We start from the raw sequence: 15,697 nt of genomic DNA, 5'->3' as shown, positions 1-15,697 counted from the left end.
TTTCCCTCCCGCGCAGCCCACCGGTATTGCCGTTCCGTTAACCACAGTCGTTCCCGCGAAGGCGGGAACCCAGTGACTTTATCCCCGAAGGGAACGTGAAAGACGCTAGATTTCCGCCTTCGCGGGAATGGCAGTCCCACAAAGAAAGAGGAGACAGGTACCCATGCTCAGACTTCATGCCCGCCCGCGGCTTGCCGGCTTCGCCTTTGCTGTCATGGCACTGGCCGCCGCGTCCAGTCCGGCCCACGCCCTCAATATCCTGCTGACCAATGACGACGGCTGCGCCGCGCCCGGCATCGCCGCAGTTCGCAAGGCCCTGCAGGACGCCGGCCACCGCGTGGTCACGGTCGGCCCCGCCACCAACCAGAGCGGCTCGGGCGCGGCCTATGCCGTGCCCGATGGCCGTACCCGGCTGGTGGTGGATCCGCTCGCCGGCAGCGCCGAGACCTTCTGCGTGCACCGGGTCAAGCCCACCTTCGTCGCGGGCAGCGCGCTCAACAGCACCAATCCGGACTACATCAGCAGCGGCTCGCCGGTGGACGCCACCGCCATGGGCCTGAAGATCGTCGCGCCGGAAAGCGGCTTCACGCCAGACCTGGTGGTGTCGGGCGCGAACTTCGGCGAGAACCTGTCGGATTCGATCCCGCACTCGGGCACGGTGATGAACGTGCTGTACGCCGCGCGCCGCGGTGTGCCCGGCATCGCGCTGAGCGTGGGGGTGGACTTTGCCGAGGCCCGCTCGGGCTTTCCCGGCACCATTGCCGCGTTCCCCAAGGCCGGCGCCTTCCTGGCCCGCGTGATCGCCACCCTGGAGGCCAGCCGCGGCGCCGGCCAGCCGCTGCTGCCGGTGGCCCACCCGCTCAGCATCAACTATCCGGTCGGCGGGGCCCCGGCCGGCGTGCGCCTGACCGTGCCCGGCACCGTGGATTCCTTTACCACGGCCTATCGGCGCAACGCCGACAACACGGTATCGATCGACGTCGGCGCGGCCGAGACCGAACCCGCCGCGCTCGCACGCACGGCCGAGACGCCCGCCTTCCTGGCGAAATACATCACCATCTCGCCGCTCGATGTCGACTTCCGCCCGACGCCGCTGGCACGCGGCCTGTTCAACCGCTCGCGCCGCGAGCTCGCCAACCTCGCTCCCTGAGCACCGATACCATGGGCAAGCAACTTCGATACTGGCGCTACCTCGTGCTCGCATGCGGGGTCGCGGCCGTCGCGGCATGCGGGGATGATCCGGCGCAGGAAGTGAGCGGCACGGCGGCCGTCGGCGCGGCGTTGGCCGGCGCGACCGTGCAGGTGCGCGACGCGCAGGGGCAGGTGCGCCACGCCACGGCCGATGCCAGCGGTGCCTTCCGCCTGTCCGGCGTCCCGGACGGCGCGCTGATGGTCCGCTGCGAAGGCGGGCTCGCGCAGGGCGAAGCGAACCGCCAGCGTCTGCACGGCCTGGTGCTGGGCGGGCGCACCGTGAATTGCACGCCGCTGACCGAGCTGGCGCTGTGGAAGGTGATGGGCGGCCCGCCGGGGCAGGCCTTCGACAGTTTCGGCGCGGGAACCGCCAGCAACCTGTCCGCCGCAGCCATGGCCGAAGCGGAAAGCGCCGTGCTGGCTGCGCTGGCCGCCGGTGCCGGGGTCGACATCGACCCCGGAGCCATCCCGCGGCGCTGGCATGACACCCCGCTGCGGGCCGGCAATGCCGGCGACGCCCACGATGCCGCGCTGGACGCGCTGCGCGAAGCCATTGCCGACCAGGGATCCATGGATTTCATGGGCGAGATGGTGGTGCACGGGCTGTGCGTGGCGGACGCCAACTGCGGGTGAGGCAGGTGATGCGGGACGGGTGAACCTGACCGTCCCGCCGCGCCGCCGCGGCGGACTTTCAGGCTGCCGCCGCCGGCAACAGACCGGACACCGGCAACCGGAACAGGAACTCGCTGCCGCCGCTGCGCCGGTTGCGCACTTCCAGCGTGCCGCCATGCGCCTCGACGATGGAGCGGCAGATGGCCAGGCCCATGCCCATGCCGTCTTCCTTGGTGGTGAAGAACGGTTCGAACAACTGGTCCAGCACGTCGTCGGGGATGCCGGCGCCACCGTCCTGCACGCTGACGACGACGTTGTCCTGCTCGCGGTACGAGGTCACGATCAGCTCGCGTTGCGCGGGCGGGGTCTGCGCCATGGCGTCGAGCGCATTGGTGATCAGGTTCAGCACCACCTGCTGCAGCTGGACGCGGTCGGCTTCGACCACGGCCGGTCCTGCCGCCAGGCGCGCCACGACCCTGACGTCGTGCGCATCGATGTCCAGGCGCGCCATGTCCAGCACCTCGCGCAGGACATCGTCTGGATGCAGCGGCGCCAGCACCGCCGGCGCCTGCCTGGCCAGCGCGCGCAGGGCGCGGATGATATCGGCGGCGCGCAGGGCGTTCTGCCGGATGTGGGTAAAGCCGTCGAGCGCCTCGGCCACCTCCGGCCTGGGCCGATTGAGCCAGCGCAGGCTGGCGTCGACGGTGGCGACGATGGCGGTCAGCGGCTGGTTCACTTCATGGGCGATCGATGCGGCCAGGCTGCCCATCACGGTCAGGTGCGAGGTGCGGGCCAGTGCCGTGCTGGCGCTGCGCAGCCGCATTTCGGCCGCGACACGGCGGTTGCTTTCGTCGATCAGCTGCTCGTACAGGCGCGCGGTTTCCAGCGAAATGGCCAGCTGCGGCGCCAGCACTTCGAGTTCGGCAATCCGGGTGGCGTCGAACACCGCCGGTGCCAGGCTGTTCTCCAGGTACAGCACGCCGATCACGCCGCCGCCGCGCAGCAGCGGCAGGCACAGCACCGAGCGCAGGCCGCCGGCAATGGCGCCCTTGGTGCGGATCGACGGCGCGTCGACCATGGCATCGTCCAGCGCCAGCGTCTGCCGGGTACGCAGCACGCTGTTGAGCACCGCCAAAGGCAGCGCCTGCTCGCTCGGCACCGCGCTGCCGAGCGTCACCACCACCTTGCCGCCGGCCACGCGCGCCGAGGCCTCGATCACGGGCTGCTCCCCGCGCATCAGCAGCAGCAAGCCGTACTGGGCGCCGGCATGGACCACCACATGGGTCATCAGCGTTTCGATCAGCCGGTCCATCACGATCTCGCTGGACATCGCCCGGGCCGCCTTCATGCCGAGTTCCAAGCGGGCCGCGCTGCGCTTGCCGTCGGCACCGGCAGCGTCGTCGCCAACGTGGTCGGGTCCCGCCGTGTCGAGCTGCGGATGTCGCGCTTCCAGCAGCATCGCCTTGTAGTCGGCGCCCCAGCGGCGATAGCCGGCACGCGCCAGGCGCCAGTGCTGCGCCGCCGCGGTCGGCAGGCCGCGCGCGTCGCACAGCAGGCCGGCCAGCTCATGCGCGAGCGCCGACTCATGCACGAATCCCGCCGCCGTGGCGGCGGCTGCGGCCTGCTCGTAGCCGGCCAGCGCCTGCATCGAATCGCCGCGCAAGCGGGCCAGTTCGGCGTCGACCAGCGCCAGCTTGCCCTGGAAGGTCAGCGGGTTCAGCGCCGCCCAGCGGGCAAAGCAGTCGCGATGCGCGGATACCTGCGCCACGACGCTGTCCGGCGCCGCGTCAGTGTCTGCGTGCGCCAGCGCAATGGCCAGATACAGCCGGCAATCCGCGACGTTGATATGCGCCGGCGCCGACCAGATCAGCGTTTCGGCCTCGCGCAGGCTGCGCAGCGCGTGGTCCCATTCCTGCCGGAACACCGCCGCCATGCCGTCGTAGAGCCAGATCCAGAACTGGGTGGGCAGCGAGTTGGCGCGCGCCAGCCGCTGCCCCGCGCTCATCCGGTGGACGGCCTCGCCCTGTGGCGGCGCGTCGTCGCCGCTGCGCAGCCGGTGCAGGAAATGGTGCTGCGAGTACAGGATCAGCTCGATATCCCGGTACTGCACCAGCCGGGTCAGCGCCAGCCCGCGGCCGATCTCTTCCTCCACCAGGCGCAGGTGCTCGCCCATGGCCAGCAGGTCGGACGCGATATGGTTGCAGGCATAGCAGGCCATGCCGATATCGCCCGAAGCCCGGCCCAGCGTGACCGCGCGCTGCGCATGCGCCAGCGCGTAGGACAGCGGCCGGGTCCAGGCGCTGACCTGGTCGACCGCCACCAGCGTGGCGATGCGCTCGGCCTCGTAGCCATGGCGGTCGGCCAGGTCCATGGCCGCCAGCCCGTAGGCCAGCCCGTCCTCGTATTCCTCATACAGGCTGGCGATAAAGACGCCAAACCAGGACAGCCCGTATGGCGATTGCGCGGTGGCACCGTGCTCCAGCGTCAGCTCCACCATCTTGGCCACATGCAGGAAGCTGATGCCGTCGCGCACGAACAGCGACGAGATCAGCGTCGACAACAGCCCCATGATGGTCTGGATGCGGCTGTCTTCGGTCGCCGGCAGCAACGCCAGGCTGCCGATCGCGCGCCCGCCCAGCGCTTGCCTCACCGCGTCATAGGCCTCGCGCATGCGTGCCGGCGTCGGCCCGCGCTCCAGGTGGATATCGAGCAGGGCCAGGCCGGACAGCGCGGCGTTGATCGCGCCCTCGTAGTCGGAACGAACCGTCTGCAGGCTGGCCTTCAGCCGATGCACGGCAGCCTTGTCCACCGGCGGCAGCTCGCGCGCCAGCAGCGCGTCGATCTCCTGCGAGGCCGGCTCCAGCCGCGCCTGCGCCAGCAGGCATTCGCAGTGCAGCACGCTGGCGGCGTAGGCCAGCGCGCAGTGGGTCGACCACCATGACGGCTGCATCAGCGCGAACGCCGCGTCGGTGTAGCGCGTTGCCTGCGCCATCGCCGCGCTGCGCCTGGCGCGCCTGGCGGCGACCAGCAGCACCTCGACAAACGCCACGCGCTGCGGCTCCGGCAGCGGATGGCCGGCCGCGCGTTCGATCTGGTTGCCGATCTCGAAGGCATGCACGGCCAGCCCGGCCTGCCAGTGCTCGATCATGATGGCCGCGATGCGCGCATGCGCGGCGGGGCGCTCGCGTGGCGCGATCATGGCGTACGCCGCTTCCAGCACGCGGTCATGCTGGAACGCATAGCCGTCCTCGGTCCGTACCAGCAGCCCGGCGGCAACGAATGGCCGCACCCGCTCGCCGAGCTCCGGCGCACTGAGCTGCGCCACGCACGCGAGCAGGCTTTGCTCGCAGCGGATGCCCACGCAGGCCAGCTGCTGCAGCAGTTCCGTGCCGGCTTCCGGCAGCCTGGCGAAGCGACGGGTCATCAGGTCGGTCACGCTGTCGGTGTAGCGATGCTGTGCGGCGTCCGCCTCGTCCCAGTGCCAGCCGGAGCCGTCCTCGCGGTAGGCCAGCACGCCGTCGTCGACCAGCGCGCGCAACAGCTGGTACGAGAAAAAGGGATTGCCGCCGGTCTTCGCGTGCACCAGGCGCGCCAGCGCTTCCACGCGCGGCGCGGGCTCGTTGAGGGCAGCCCCGACCAGCTCGGCCAGCTCCGGCACGGCCAGCGGGCGGACCGCGATGCGCGTGACCGGCAGCGCGCCGGCACGGCTGGCATGCAGCAGCCACGAGAAGCGCTGCTCCACATCGTTGCCGTGGTCGCGATAAGCGGCGATCAGCAGCAGGTTGCCCGGCCGTTGCGCGGTAAAGGCTTCAAGCAGCGCAATGGTCGACGCGTCGGCCCATTGCAGGTCATCGAAGCACAGCACCAGCGGCGCGGCGCGGTCGGCAAACGTGGCAAAGGTGGCAAGAATGGCCTTCTGCGCGCGCGCCTGCGCCTGCTGGGCCGGTACGTCGGCCAGCGGCGCGGTGCGCCCAAGCACATGCCCGGCCTCCGGCGCCAGCACGGCAATGGCCCGGCCCTGCCCCGCCAGCGCGCCGAGCCAGCGCTCGCGCAGCGGCGCCAGCGCGGCTTCCGGTTCGCCCAGCAGCGGCAGCGTCAGCGCGCGGATCATCTGCGCGACCGGCGCATACGGAATATCGAGCTGCAACTGGTCGCTCTTGCCGCTGGCGAAGCGCAGGCCCTGCTGCCCTGCCTGGCACGACAGCCAGGCCGCCAGCGCCGACTTGCCGGAGCCGGCGGGGCCGGCGATCAGCACCAGCTCGGACTGGCCGCTGTGGCGCACGCGCGCCAGCGCATCGGCAAGTTGCGCGGTTTCGCGCGCGCGGCCAAAGAGTTCCCCGGAGACGTTCAGCGTGGACGTGGCGCCGGCGGCATCGAGGACAAACGGCGCGATCTCGCCGCGTTCGCGCCAGTCCGCCTGGCAGCGCAGCAGGTCGGCAAGCAGCGACATGGCGCTGGCATGGCGGTCGACGGGATCCTTGGCCAGCAGCCTGAGCACGATCGCGCCCAGCATCGGCTCGATGCCGGAAGCACGAGTCTGCGGCGGCACCGGTTCGATGGCGAGATGGGCATGCTGCCACGCCGCCGGCGAGTCGGCGGTGAACGGCAGCGTGCCGGTCAGCATCTGGTAGAAGGTGACGCCGAGCGAGTACAGGTCGGAGCGGGCACTGGTGCGCGCCTGGTCGGCGCGGGCGACCTCGGGCGACTGGTAGGGCCACGATGCCGGTCCGGGCCGCGGCACGACCGGCGGCATGGCGTCCAGCGCGGTGGCATGCTCGAAGCCGGTCAGGCGTACGCCCGCGCTGCCGTCGGCGAGCAGGTTGTGCGGCCGGATGTCGCCATGCAACAGGCCGTGCGCATGCGCGCCCGCCAGCGCGCGCACGCTGCCGATGGCCAGTTCCAGAAAGCGTGCGGCGGGCACGGGGGTATCGCCGAGCATGGCGGCGAGGGTCGACGCCGGCGCGCCGCCATACACCACCACCATGCGGTCCGCCGTGCGCAGCGTGGCCGCCGGCACCGCGGCCCAGTCCGCCCGCAGGCGCGCGGCCAGCCGGGCTTCCTCCTGCAGCGGCCCGCTGCCGGCCAGCGGCGCACTCCTGGCGAAGACGCGCAGCCCGGTGTCGGGATCGAACAGCTGCACAGCGCTAACGCCGTCCGATACATGCAGCACGGTTTGTGCGGCCCGCTTCAGCCAGGCGTTGTCAAAGGCAGGCGCGGTACTTTGCCGCGGGGGGATGCCAGGCGTCATGGGGCAGGAAGGGTCGCGGGCGCCGCGCCAGCACACGCGGATTGGCGGGGGCGCACTCAGCCGCCGACCTTGCAGATGCCAAGCTGCTGCGCCATCAGCACCAGCTCGGCGAAGGTGCGTGCCTTCATCTTGCGCATGGCCTGGCCACGGTGGATCTTCACCGTCACCTCGCTGATCCCGATCTCGGCGGCAATCTGCTTGTTGAGCAGGCCGGACACCGCCAGGCCCATGACTTCGCCTTCGCGCGGCGTCAGCGAGCGGTAGCAGGCGTGCAGCGCTTCAAGCTGGCGCAAGCCCTCGCGCCGGCCCCGGTCCTTCTCCAGCGCGGCGGCCACCGCATCGAGCAAGTCCTGGTCGCGGAACGGCTTGGGCATGAAGTCTTCGGCGCCTGCCTTCATGGCCGCGACGGTCATGGCGATGTCGCCGTAGCCGGTCATGAAGATGATCGGGATATGAACCCCCAGCTGGCCCAGACGCGCCTGCAGGTCGAGTCCGCTCGGCCCGCGCAGCCTGACATCGAGCAGCAGGCAGCATGGCGTATCGGGAAAGGGCGCGGCCAGCAGTTCGGCGGCCGAGGCGTACAACGCCACCTTCAGGCCGACCGAGCGGAACAGGCTGCCCAGCGCACGGCGCAGCGCGGCATCGTCGTCGACCACCAGCACCGTCGCGTCATCGCTCGCACTGGTGTCGGCTGGCTCCAGGCTCGTTGATGTCACGGTCAGATCTCCAGTGCGCTCGGAAAGGTGTTGCGGATTATAACCAGCAGGCATGTCATCACAAGGATCGGGATTGGATCACGGCAGTGATGCAACGGGCACCCATACCATGGTGTTAGTCGCAGGCGCGCACCGCGACGATGCGCGGCGGCCACGCCCTTCCACGTCGCAGCGGCGCCGCTGCGACGCCCGCCGGGCACCACAACCGGGCACCGGCGCGGCGGCCAGGTAATGGCCGGGTAATACGAACATCCGATTTGCGTGGGCGCCGGCACCGACTAGTCTTACATCCGGCGGCGCTGCGCTCATGCAATCGCGCCGCCCTTCTCCATCCCTCCGGCGTCGCGACCCTGCCTTCAAGCAAGGATCGCACCGGGGCCCAATCCTGCGCTCCCAAGGAACCACACCATGTCCAACCCGAAGCTCGAAGTCCTCACTCCGCACAACAGCCAGCTGATCATCATCGACCACCAGCCGCAGATGGCTTTCGGCGTGCAGTCGATGGACCGGCAAGCCATGAAGAACAACGTGGTCGGCCTGGCCAAGGCGGCCAGGATCTTCAATATCCCGACGACCATCACCACCGTCGAGAGCGAGTCGTTCTCGGGCTTCACCTATCCGGAACTGCTGGACGTGTTCCCGGAGCAGAAGACCCTGGAACGCACCTCGATGAACTCGTGGGACGACCAGAAGGTGCGCGACGCGCTCAAGGCCAACGGCCGCAACAAGGTCATCGTTGCCGGGCTGTGGACCGAGGTCTGCAACACCACCTTCGCGCTGTGCGCCATGCTGGAAGGCAACTACGAGATCTACATGGTGGCCGATGCTTCGGGCGGCACCAGCAAGGAAGCGCACGACTACGCCATGCAGCGCATGGTGCAGGCCGGCGCCGTGCCGGTGACGTGGCAGCAGGTGCTGCTGGAATGGCAGCGCGACTGGGCCCAGCGCGACACGTATGACGCCGTGATGAAGCTCGTCAAGGAGCATTCCGGTGCCTATGGCATGGGCGTCGACTATGCCTACACCATGGTCCACAAGGCCCCGCAGCGCACCGCCACCCCGCACGAGTCGATCGCGCCGGTGCCGGCCCGCTAAGCCTGCGGCCAGCCATCTCGTCTCCTCCTGTCGCCCTCCTCCATCGAAAAGGTGAACCATGAGCTTTATCACTACCCAAGACGGTACCCGGATCTTCTACAAGGACTGGGGCTCCGGCCGCCCGGTCGTGTTCTCGCACGGCTGGCCGCTCAATGCCGACGCCTGGGACGCGCAGATGCTGTTCCTGGTGCAGCAGGGCTTTCGCGTGATCGCCCATGACCGCCGCGGCCATGGCCGCTCGGACCAGCCCGCGCAGGGCAACGACATGGACACCTATGCCGACGACCTGGCGGCATTGCTGGACGCGCTGGACCTGCAGGATGCGACGCTGGTGGGCCATTCCACCGGCGGCGGCGAGGTGGCGCACTACATCGGCCGCCATGGCACCAGACGCGTGGCCAGGGCGGTGCTGATCGGCGCGGTGCCGCCGGTGATGCTGAAGACCACGGCCTACCCCGATGGCCTGCAGATGGCGGTGTTCGACGGCATCCGCAAGGGCGTCGCCGACAACCGTTCGCAGTTCTACCAGAACCTGGCGGTGCCGTTCTTCGGCTTCAACCGCGACGGCGCCAAGCCCTCGCAGGGCACCATCGATGCGTTCTGGGCGCAGGGCATGGCCGGCGGCATCGTCGGCCAGTACGCCTGCATCCGGGAGTTCTCGGAAGTGGACTACACCGAGGACCTGAAGAAGATCGACGTGCCGACGCTGATCCTGCATGGCGACGACGACCAGATCGTGCCGATCGGCAATTCGGCGCGCCTGTCGGCCGAGATCGTGAAGGATGCCACCCTGAAGGTCTACCCCGGTGCTTCGCACGGCATGTGCGTGATCAACGCCGACCAGGTCAATGCCGACCTGCTCGCCTTCCTGAACGCATAAGACCATGTCAGTTACCCGCCGGCAGTTCATCGCCTCCGCCGCCGCGCTCGGCGCGGCCGCCTCCTCGGAGATCTTCGCCATGTCACCAGGCACCCCCGACCTCGTCCTCGTCAACGGCAAGTTCGCCACGCTCGACAAGTCCAACCCGCAGGCCGATGCCGTGGCCGTGCGCGACGGACGCTTTGTCGGCGTCGGCACGCGCCAGGACATCATGAAGCTGGCCGGGGCGCAGACGAAGGTCATCGACCTGAATGGCCGGCGGGCCATTCCCGGGCTGATCGACAGCCACATGCATATCATCCGCGGCGGCCTGAACTACAACATGGAGCTGCGCTGGGACGGCGTGCGCTCGCTGGCCGATGCGATGCGGATGCTGAAGGACCAGGTGGCGCGCACCCCCGCGCCGCAATGGGTGCGGGTGGTGGGCGGCTTCACCGAGCACCAGTTCGCCGAGAAGCGCCTGCCCACCATCGAGGAACTGAACGCGGTGGCGCCCGATACGCCGGTGTTCATCCTGCACCTGTACGACCGCGCCATCCTGAACGGCGCCGCGCTGCGCGCCGTGGGCTACAGCAAGGACACACCGAACCCGCCGGGCGGCGAGATCGTGCGCGACGCGCGCGGCAACCCCACCGGCCTGCTGCTGGCCAAGCCCAATGCCACCATCCTGTACGCGACGCTGGCAAAGGGGCCGAAGCTGCCGCCGGAGTACCAGAAGAACTCGACCCGCCATTTCATGCGCGAGGTGAACCGGCTCGGCGTTACCGGCGTGATCGACGCGGGCGGCGGCTACCAGAACTACCCCGAGGACTACAGCATCATCGAGGAACTGCACAAGGAAGGCCTGTTGACGGTGCGGCTCGCCTACAACCTCTTTACGCAGAAGCCCAAGGAAGAACTCAGCGACTTCAAGACCTGGAGCTCCCAGGTCAGGCCCGGGCAGGGCGACGACCTCTACCGCCACAACGGCGCCGGCGAGATGCTGGTCTACACCGCCGCGGACTTCGAGGACTTCCGCGTCGAACGCCCCGAGATGGCGCCGTTGATGGAAGCCGACCTCGAGCCGGTGATCCGCCTGCTGGCGGAAAAGCGCTGGCCGTGGCGGATGCATGCCACCTATGACCAGACCATCTCGCGCGCGCTCGACGTCTACGAGAAGGTCGCCAGGGAGATCCCGTTCGATGGCCTGAACTGGTTCTTCGACCACGCCGAGACCATTTCCGACCGCAATATCGACCGCATTGCCGCGCTGGGCGGCGGCATCGCCGTGCAGCACCGCATGGCGTACCAGGGCGAGTATTTCGTCGAGCGCTACGGCGCGCGCGCGGCCGAAGCGACGCCGCCGGTGAAGAAGATGCTGGAGAAGGGCGTCAAGGTCGGCGCCGGCACCGATGCCACGCGCGTGGCCTCGTACAACCCGTGGGTGTCGCTGTACTGGCTGACCACCGGCAAGACCGTGGGCGGCATGCCGATGTATCCGCAGGCCAACCTGCTCGACCGCGAGACCGCGCTGCGGCTGTGGACCGAGGCCAATACCTGGTTCTCGTCCGAAGTGGGCAAGAAGGGCCAGATCAAGGTGGGCCAGCTCGCCGACCTGGCGGTGCTGTCGGCCGACTACTTCAGCGTGCCGGGCGACGAGATCCAGGACATCGCCTCGGTGCTGACCATCCTCGGCGGCAAGGTCGTTTATGGCGACGGCGACTTCAGCAAGCTGTCGCCGCAGATCCCGCCGGCCATGCCCGACTGGTCGCCGGTGCGGCATGTGGGCGGCTACCAGCCGCGACCGCAGGCGCGCCGGCTGGCCATGAACACCGCGTGCGGCTGCGCCAGCAGCTGCGGCGTGCACGGCCACGCGCATGCCAGGGCCTGGACCGCGAGCGTGCCGACCGGGGACGAAAGCACCTTCTGGGGCGCGCTCGGCTGTTCGTGCTGGGCGTTCTGATCCTGTTCTTCAGCCACTTCCCCAACGCCCCCGCCCGGAGACCGGCCATGCCTGAACCGACTACCACGCTGACGCCGGATTCCTCCCGCCAAGGCACACTGCGCATGCCGCGCTGGCTGCACTGGCTGGCGCTGCTGTTGCTGTGCGCGGCCTACCTGCAGGGCGGCCTGGTCAAGCTGGTCGACTTTGACGGCGCGATCGCCGAGATGCAGCACTTCGGCCTGTCGCCGGCGGTGCCGATGGCGATCGCCACCATCGTGCTGGAGCTGGGCGCGTGCGCCATGATCCTACTCGGCTGGCGCCGCTGGCTGGGGGCGCTGGCGCTGGCGCTCTTCACGCTGGCGGCGACCTTCGTCGCCAACCGCTTCTGGCAGGCGTCGCCCGAGGCCAGGTTCATGATGGCCAACGCCTTCTTCGAACACCTGGGCCTGGTGGGCGGCTTCCTGCTGGTGGCCTGGCATGACCTGCGCGAACGTGCGCGACGCACGCCTCCCGTGCAAACCAACCGGTGACCCGCATGGCAGCACAAGCCCTCCGCCCCACGCCCACGCCTGCCAATGGCGGCACCTTCGCGCCGCTGGCGCAGGCCACCTTTGCCGTGCTGTGGGCCGCGACCATCCTCGGCAATATCGGCAGCTTCATGCGCGACGTGGCCAGCGCCTGGCTGGCCACCGACCTCTCCACCTCGCCCGCCGCGGTCGCCACGATCCAGGCCGCGGCCACGCTGCCGGTGTTCCTGCTGGCGATTCCGGCCGGCGTGCTGTCCGATATCCTCGACCGCAGGCGCTTCCTGATCGCGGTGCAGGTGGGGCTGGCCATGGTCAGCGGCACGCTGATGGTGCTGGCCTGGCGCCAGGCGCTGACCATCGAGATCCTGATCGGCATGGCCTTCCTCGGCGGCATCGGCGCAGCGATGATGGGGCCCACCTGGCAATCGATCGTGCCGGAACTGGTGCCGCAGCATGAGCTCAAGCGCGCCGTCGCGCTCAATGCGCTGGGCGTCAACATCGCGCGCGCCATCGGCCCGGCTGCCGGCGGCCTGCTGCTGGCGGCGTTCGGCGCGGCCACGACGTATGGCGTGGACCTGGTCAGCTATATCTTCGTGATTGCCGCGCTGCTGTGGTGGAATCGGCCGCAGCGCCCCGCCGACCCGCTGCGCGAGCATTTCTTCGGCGCGTTCCGGGCGGGGCTGCGCTTTACCCGCGCGCACAGCAAGCTGCATATCGTGCTGGCGCGCGCGGCCGTCCATTTCGCTTTCGGCAGCAGCATCTGGGCGTTGTTGCCGCTGGTCGCAAAGCAGCTGCTGCAGGGCGGCGCCAGCCTCTATGGCGTATTGCTGGGCGCGGTGGGACTGGGCGCGATCCTGGGCGCGCTGGTGATGCCGCGGCTGCAGCGGCGGCTCGACGCCGACGGGATGGTGCTGCTGTCGGCGGTCGTCACCGCCGTGGTGATGGCGGCGCTGTGCATCGCGCCGCCGGTGTGGCTGGCGCTGCCGCTGTTGCTGTTCCTCGGCGCCGCCTGGATCACCGCACTGACGACACTGGGCGGCGTGGCACAAGCCATCCTGCCCAACTGGGTGCGCGGCCGCGCGCTGGCGGTCTACCAGATGGTCTTCAACGGCGCGATGGCGGCGGGCAGCCTGGTTTGGGGCTTTGTGGCCCAGGCGCTGGGCATCTCCGGCGGATTGCTGGTCGCCGCAGGCGGCCTGCTGGCCGCGGCGCTGCTGCTGCATCGGCTGCGCCTGCCGCGTGGCGAGGAAGATCTCGCACCGGCCCAGCACTGGCCGGAGCCCGAGGGCGCCGACGAGATCGCGCATGACCGCGGCCCGGTGATGATCCTGATCGAGTATTGCGTCCGCGCGGAAGACCGCGATGCCTTCCTGCGCGCGGTGCACAAGCTCTCGGAAGAACGCCTGCGCGACGGCGCCTTCAACTGGGGCGTGATGGAAGACCCTGCCGACCCGGAGCTGCTGACCGAGTGGTTCCTGGTCGAATCCTGGGCCGAGCACCTGCGCCAGCACCGCCGCGTACCCCACGCCGATGCCGACCTGCAGCGCGAGATCACGCGCTTCCATGCCCGCGAGACGCCGCCGCGCGTGCGGCACCTGCTGGGCGTGGGGCTGCCGGCTGCGCCGTCGGCGCCGCACTGATTCGCCAACTTCGTCAGGAATCCGATGCCATGAAGCTCTACCTTGTCTCCCTCGCCGCCGGCATCCTCGTCGGCATCATTTACGCGCTGATGCAGGTCCGTTCACCAGCACCGCCAGTGGTGGCGCTGGTCGGCCTGCTCGGCATGCTGATCGGCGAACAGGTGGTGCCGCCGATCAAGCGCATGCTGGCCGGCGAACCCGTGACGGCCGCGTGGTTCCACAGCGAATGCATGCCCAAGATCACCGGCACCCCCGGTCCGACGCTAAACGCCGCCAGCAAGACGCCCGCCGACGATGCCACGCACTAGCCCGGCCGTCCGCGCGCTGCTGGGTGCGTGCTGCGCAGTGCTGTGCGCGCCTGCGCTGGCGGCGGGCAGCGTCACCGTCTACGGCCGCCTGAACACGTCGCTCGAGTACAGCCACGCCAGCACCGCGACCGACGGCACCGCCCTCGGCAGTGTCGTGCGCCTGAACAACAACCGCTCGGTATTCGGCCTGCGCGGCGAAGAAGACCTGGGCGGCGCGCTCAAGGCCGTGTGGCAGATCGAAAGCGCGCTGTCGCTCGATTCCGGCCAGGGCCAGATCGCCAGCCGCAATTCGCGCATCGGCCTGCAGGGCCGCCATGGCCTGCTGTTCCTGGGTCACTGGCACACGCCCTATACCGAGGCCACCATGGGCTACGACCCGTACTACCCGACCACCGCCGGCTATATGGCGCTGATCGGCAACGGCTCGGCATCGAGCACCGACAATGTCGAGAACACCAGTTCGTTCGACCGGCGCCAGAAAAACATCGTGCAGTACCGCTCGCCCGCTTGGGCAGGCGTGAGCCTGTGGCTGGGCTGGGGCGTGCCCGAGGAGAAGACTACCGTCGCGCGCAACCCCGCGCTGTACTCGGTGGCGGCGGTCTACGAGCGCGGCCCGCTCAACGCGACGCTGGCCTGGGAGCGCCACCAGCACTACCAGGCCGCCGGCCGCAACGACGACGCCTTCAAGGCCGGCGTGGCGTGGCAGCTGCGGCCCGGCACCCGCCTCGCCGCGGTGGCCGAACACCTGCACTACCGCACCGATACCGGCGACCTGCAGCGCAACGCCTGCTACGCCTCGCTGGTGCAGCAGGTCGGGACCGGCAGCGTGCGCATCGGCGTGGCCTACGCCGCCAACGGCACCGGGTCGTCGACGGACACCATCGGCTTCTTCCGCAGCGGCGCGCAAACCCACGCCACGCAGTTCACGGTCGGCTACGATTACCCGCTGTCGCGGCGCACGGCGCTGTATGCCTACTACAGCCGCATCGACAATGCGGACAACGCGATCTACGACTTCGCCATCAATGACCTTGGCATCCGCGCCGGCGCCGACCCGCAGACCTTTGCGCTGGGACTGCGGCACACGTTCTAGCATCGCTGACCCAGCACGGGGGCGTGCGTGACCCCTGCCATCGCGCACGCCTACTCGAGGAACTCGTGTGAACGCCACGCCCGTGATTGCCATCGTCGACGACGACGCTGCCGTGCGACACGCCATGGGCCGGCTGCTGCGCGCCCTGGATCTGGCAGTGGAGCTCTACGCCGGCGGGCCGGAGCTGCTGGCGTCGCCGACGCTCGACCGCATCGCCTGCGTGATCGCGGACGTGCAGATGCCAGGCATGAGCGGCTTCGCGCTCAGCGACGCGCTGCGCGCCCGCGGCCTGCGCACCCCGGTCATCTTCATGACCGCCTTCGACAAGCAGGGATATGAAGCGCGCGCGCAGGCGGCGGGGGCCGCGTGCTTTATCGGCAAGCCGTTCGCGGATACGGAAATCATCCGGTGTATCGAACGGGCGCTGGGACTGCCCGGCGATGCGCTGTAGACAACGGATCTC

12 protein-coding genes are annotated in these 15,697 nt (G+C 69.6%); 10 read left to right on the top strand and 2 right to left on the bottom strand.

The features are described 5' to 3' along the window. The first annotated feature begins 163 nt into the window (after window positions 1–163). Both surE and RALTA_RS17680 read left to right on the top strand, forming a co-directional pair. A complete protein-coding gene (surE, locus tag RALTA_RS17685; RefSeq protein ID WP_012355247.1) occupies window positions 164–1,150 on the top strand; it encodes a 5'/3'-nucleotidase SurE in 987 nt (328 codons plus the stop codon). Window positions 1,151–1,161: 11 nt separating this feature from the next. Next, on the top strand, window positions 1,162–1,824 hold the full coding sequence (locus RALTA_RS17680; RefSeq protein ID WP_012355246.1) for a hypothetical protein: 663 nt from the start codon (window positions 1,162–1,164) through the stop codon (window positions 1,822–1,824). A 58-nt stretch (window positions 1,825–1,882) separates the two neighbouring features. Here the strand turns inward: RALTA_RS17680 and RALTA_RS17675 are convergent, their stop codons facing one another. Both RALTA_RS17675 and RALTA_RS17670 read right to left on the bottom strand, forming a co-directional pair. Continuing rightward, entirely contained in the window at window positions 1,883–6,973 is a 5,091-nt protein-coding gene (locus RALTA_RS17675; RefSeq protein WP_242405292.1) for a trifunctional serine/threonine-protein kinase/ATP-binding protein/sensor histidine kinase, read from the bottom strand. A gap of 134 nt (window positions 6,974–7,107) precedes the next feature. Next, window positions 7,108–7,767 carry a response regulator transcription factor gene (locus RALTA_RS17670; RefSeq protein ID WP_012355244.1) on the bottom strand — a complete coding sequence of 220 codons (660 nt, stop codon included), beginning with the start codon at window positions 7,765–7,767 and terminating at the stop codon, window positions 7,108–7,110. Between the two features lie 408 nt (window positions 7,768–8,175). Between RALTA_RS17670 and RALTA_RS17665 the strand changes: the two genes are divergently transcribed. The 8 genes from RALTA_RS17665 (at window position 8,176) to RALTA_RS17630 (ending at window position 15,685) form a co-directional block, all read left to right on the top strand. Further along, window positions 8,176–8,862: a hydrolase gene (locus RALTA_RS17665; protein ID WP_012355243.1), complete on the top strand. Its 687-nt coding sequence runs from the start codon at window positions 8,176–8,178 to the stop codon at window positions 8,860–8,862. A gap of 58 nt (window positions 8,863–8,920) precedes the next feature. Continuing rightward, window positions 8,921–9,742 (top strand): alpha/beta fold hydrolase, encoded by an 822-nt coding sequence (locus RALTA_RS17660; protein WP_012355242.1) that lies wholly within the window; start codon window positions 8,921–8,923, stop codon window positions 9,740–9,742. Between the two features lie 4 nt (window positions 9,743–9,746). After that, window positions 9,747–11,684: an amidohydrolase gene (locus RALTA_RS17655; protein ID WP_012355241.1), complete on the top strand. Its 1,938-nt coding sequence runs from the start codon at window positions 9,747–9,749 to the stop codon at window positions 11,682–11,684. Between the two features lie 47 nt (window positions 11,685–11,731). Beyond that, on the top strand, window positions 11,732–12,196 hold the full coding sequence (locus tag RALTA_RS17650; protein ID WP_012355240.1) for a DoxX family protein: 465 nt from the start codon (window positions 11,732–11,734) through the stop codon (window positions 12,194–12,196). A 5-nt stretch (window positions 12,197–12,201) separates the two neighbouring features. Then, entirely contained in the window at window positions 12,202–13,833 is a 1,632-nt protein-coding gene (locus RALTA_RS17645) for an MFS transporter (RefSeq protein WP_041232445.1), read from the top strand. Between the two features lie 29 nt (window positions 13,834–13,862). Then, window positions 13,863–14,141 (top strand): XapX domain-containing protein, encoded by a 279-nt coding sequence (locus RALTA_RS17640; protein WP_012355238.1) that lies wholly within the window; start codon window positions 13,863–13,865, stop codon window positions 14,139–14,141. Then, entirely contained in the window at window positions 14,128–15,234 is a 1,107-nt protein-coding gene (locus tag RALTA_RS17635) for a porin (RefSeq protein ID WP_012355237.1), read from the top strand. Before RALTA_RS17640 ends, RALTA_RS17635 begins: the two co-directional genes overlap by 14 nt. 67 nt (window positions 15,235–15,301) lie before the next feature. After that, window positions 15,302–15,685: a response regulator transcription factor gene (locus RALTA_RS17630; protein ID WP_025583231.1), complete on the top strand. Its 384-nt coding sequence runs from the start codon at window positions 15,302–15,304 to the stop codon at window positions 15,683–15,685. The last annotated feature ends 12 nt before the right edge of the window (window positions 15,686–15,697 follow it).

The organism is Cupriavidus taiwanensis LMG 19424, assembly GCF_000069785.1.
Taxonomy (GTDB): domain Bacteria; phylum Pseudomonadota; class Gammaproteobacteria; order Burkholderiales; family Burkholderiaceae; genus Cupriavidus; species Cupriavidus taiwanensis.
This window is presented reverse-complemented; position numbering and strand designations above follow the sequence as displayed.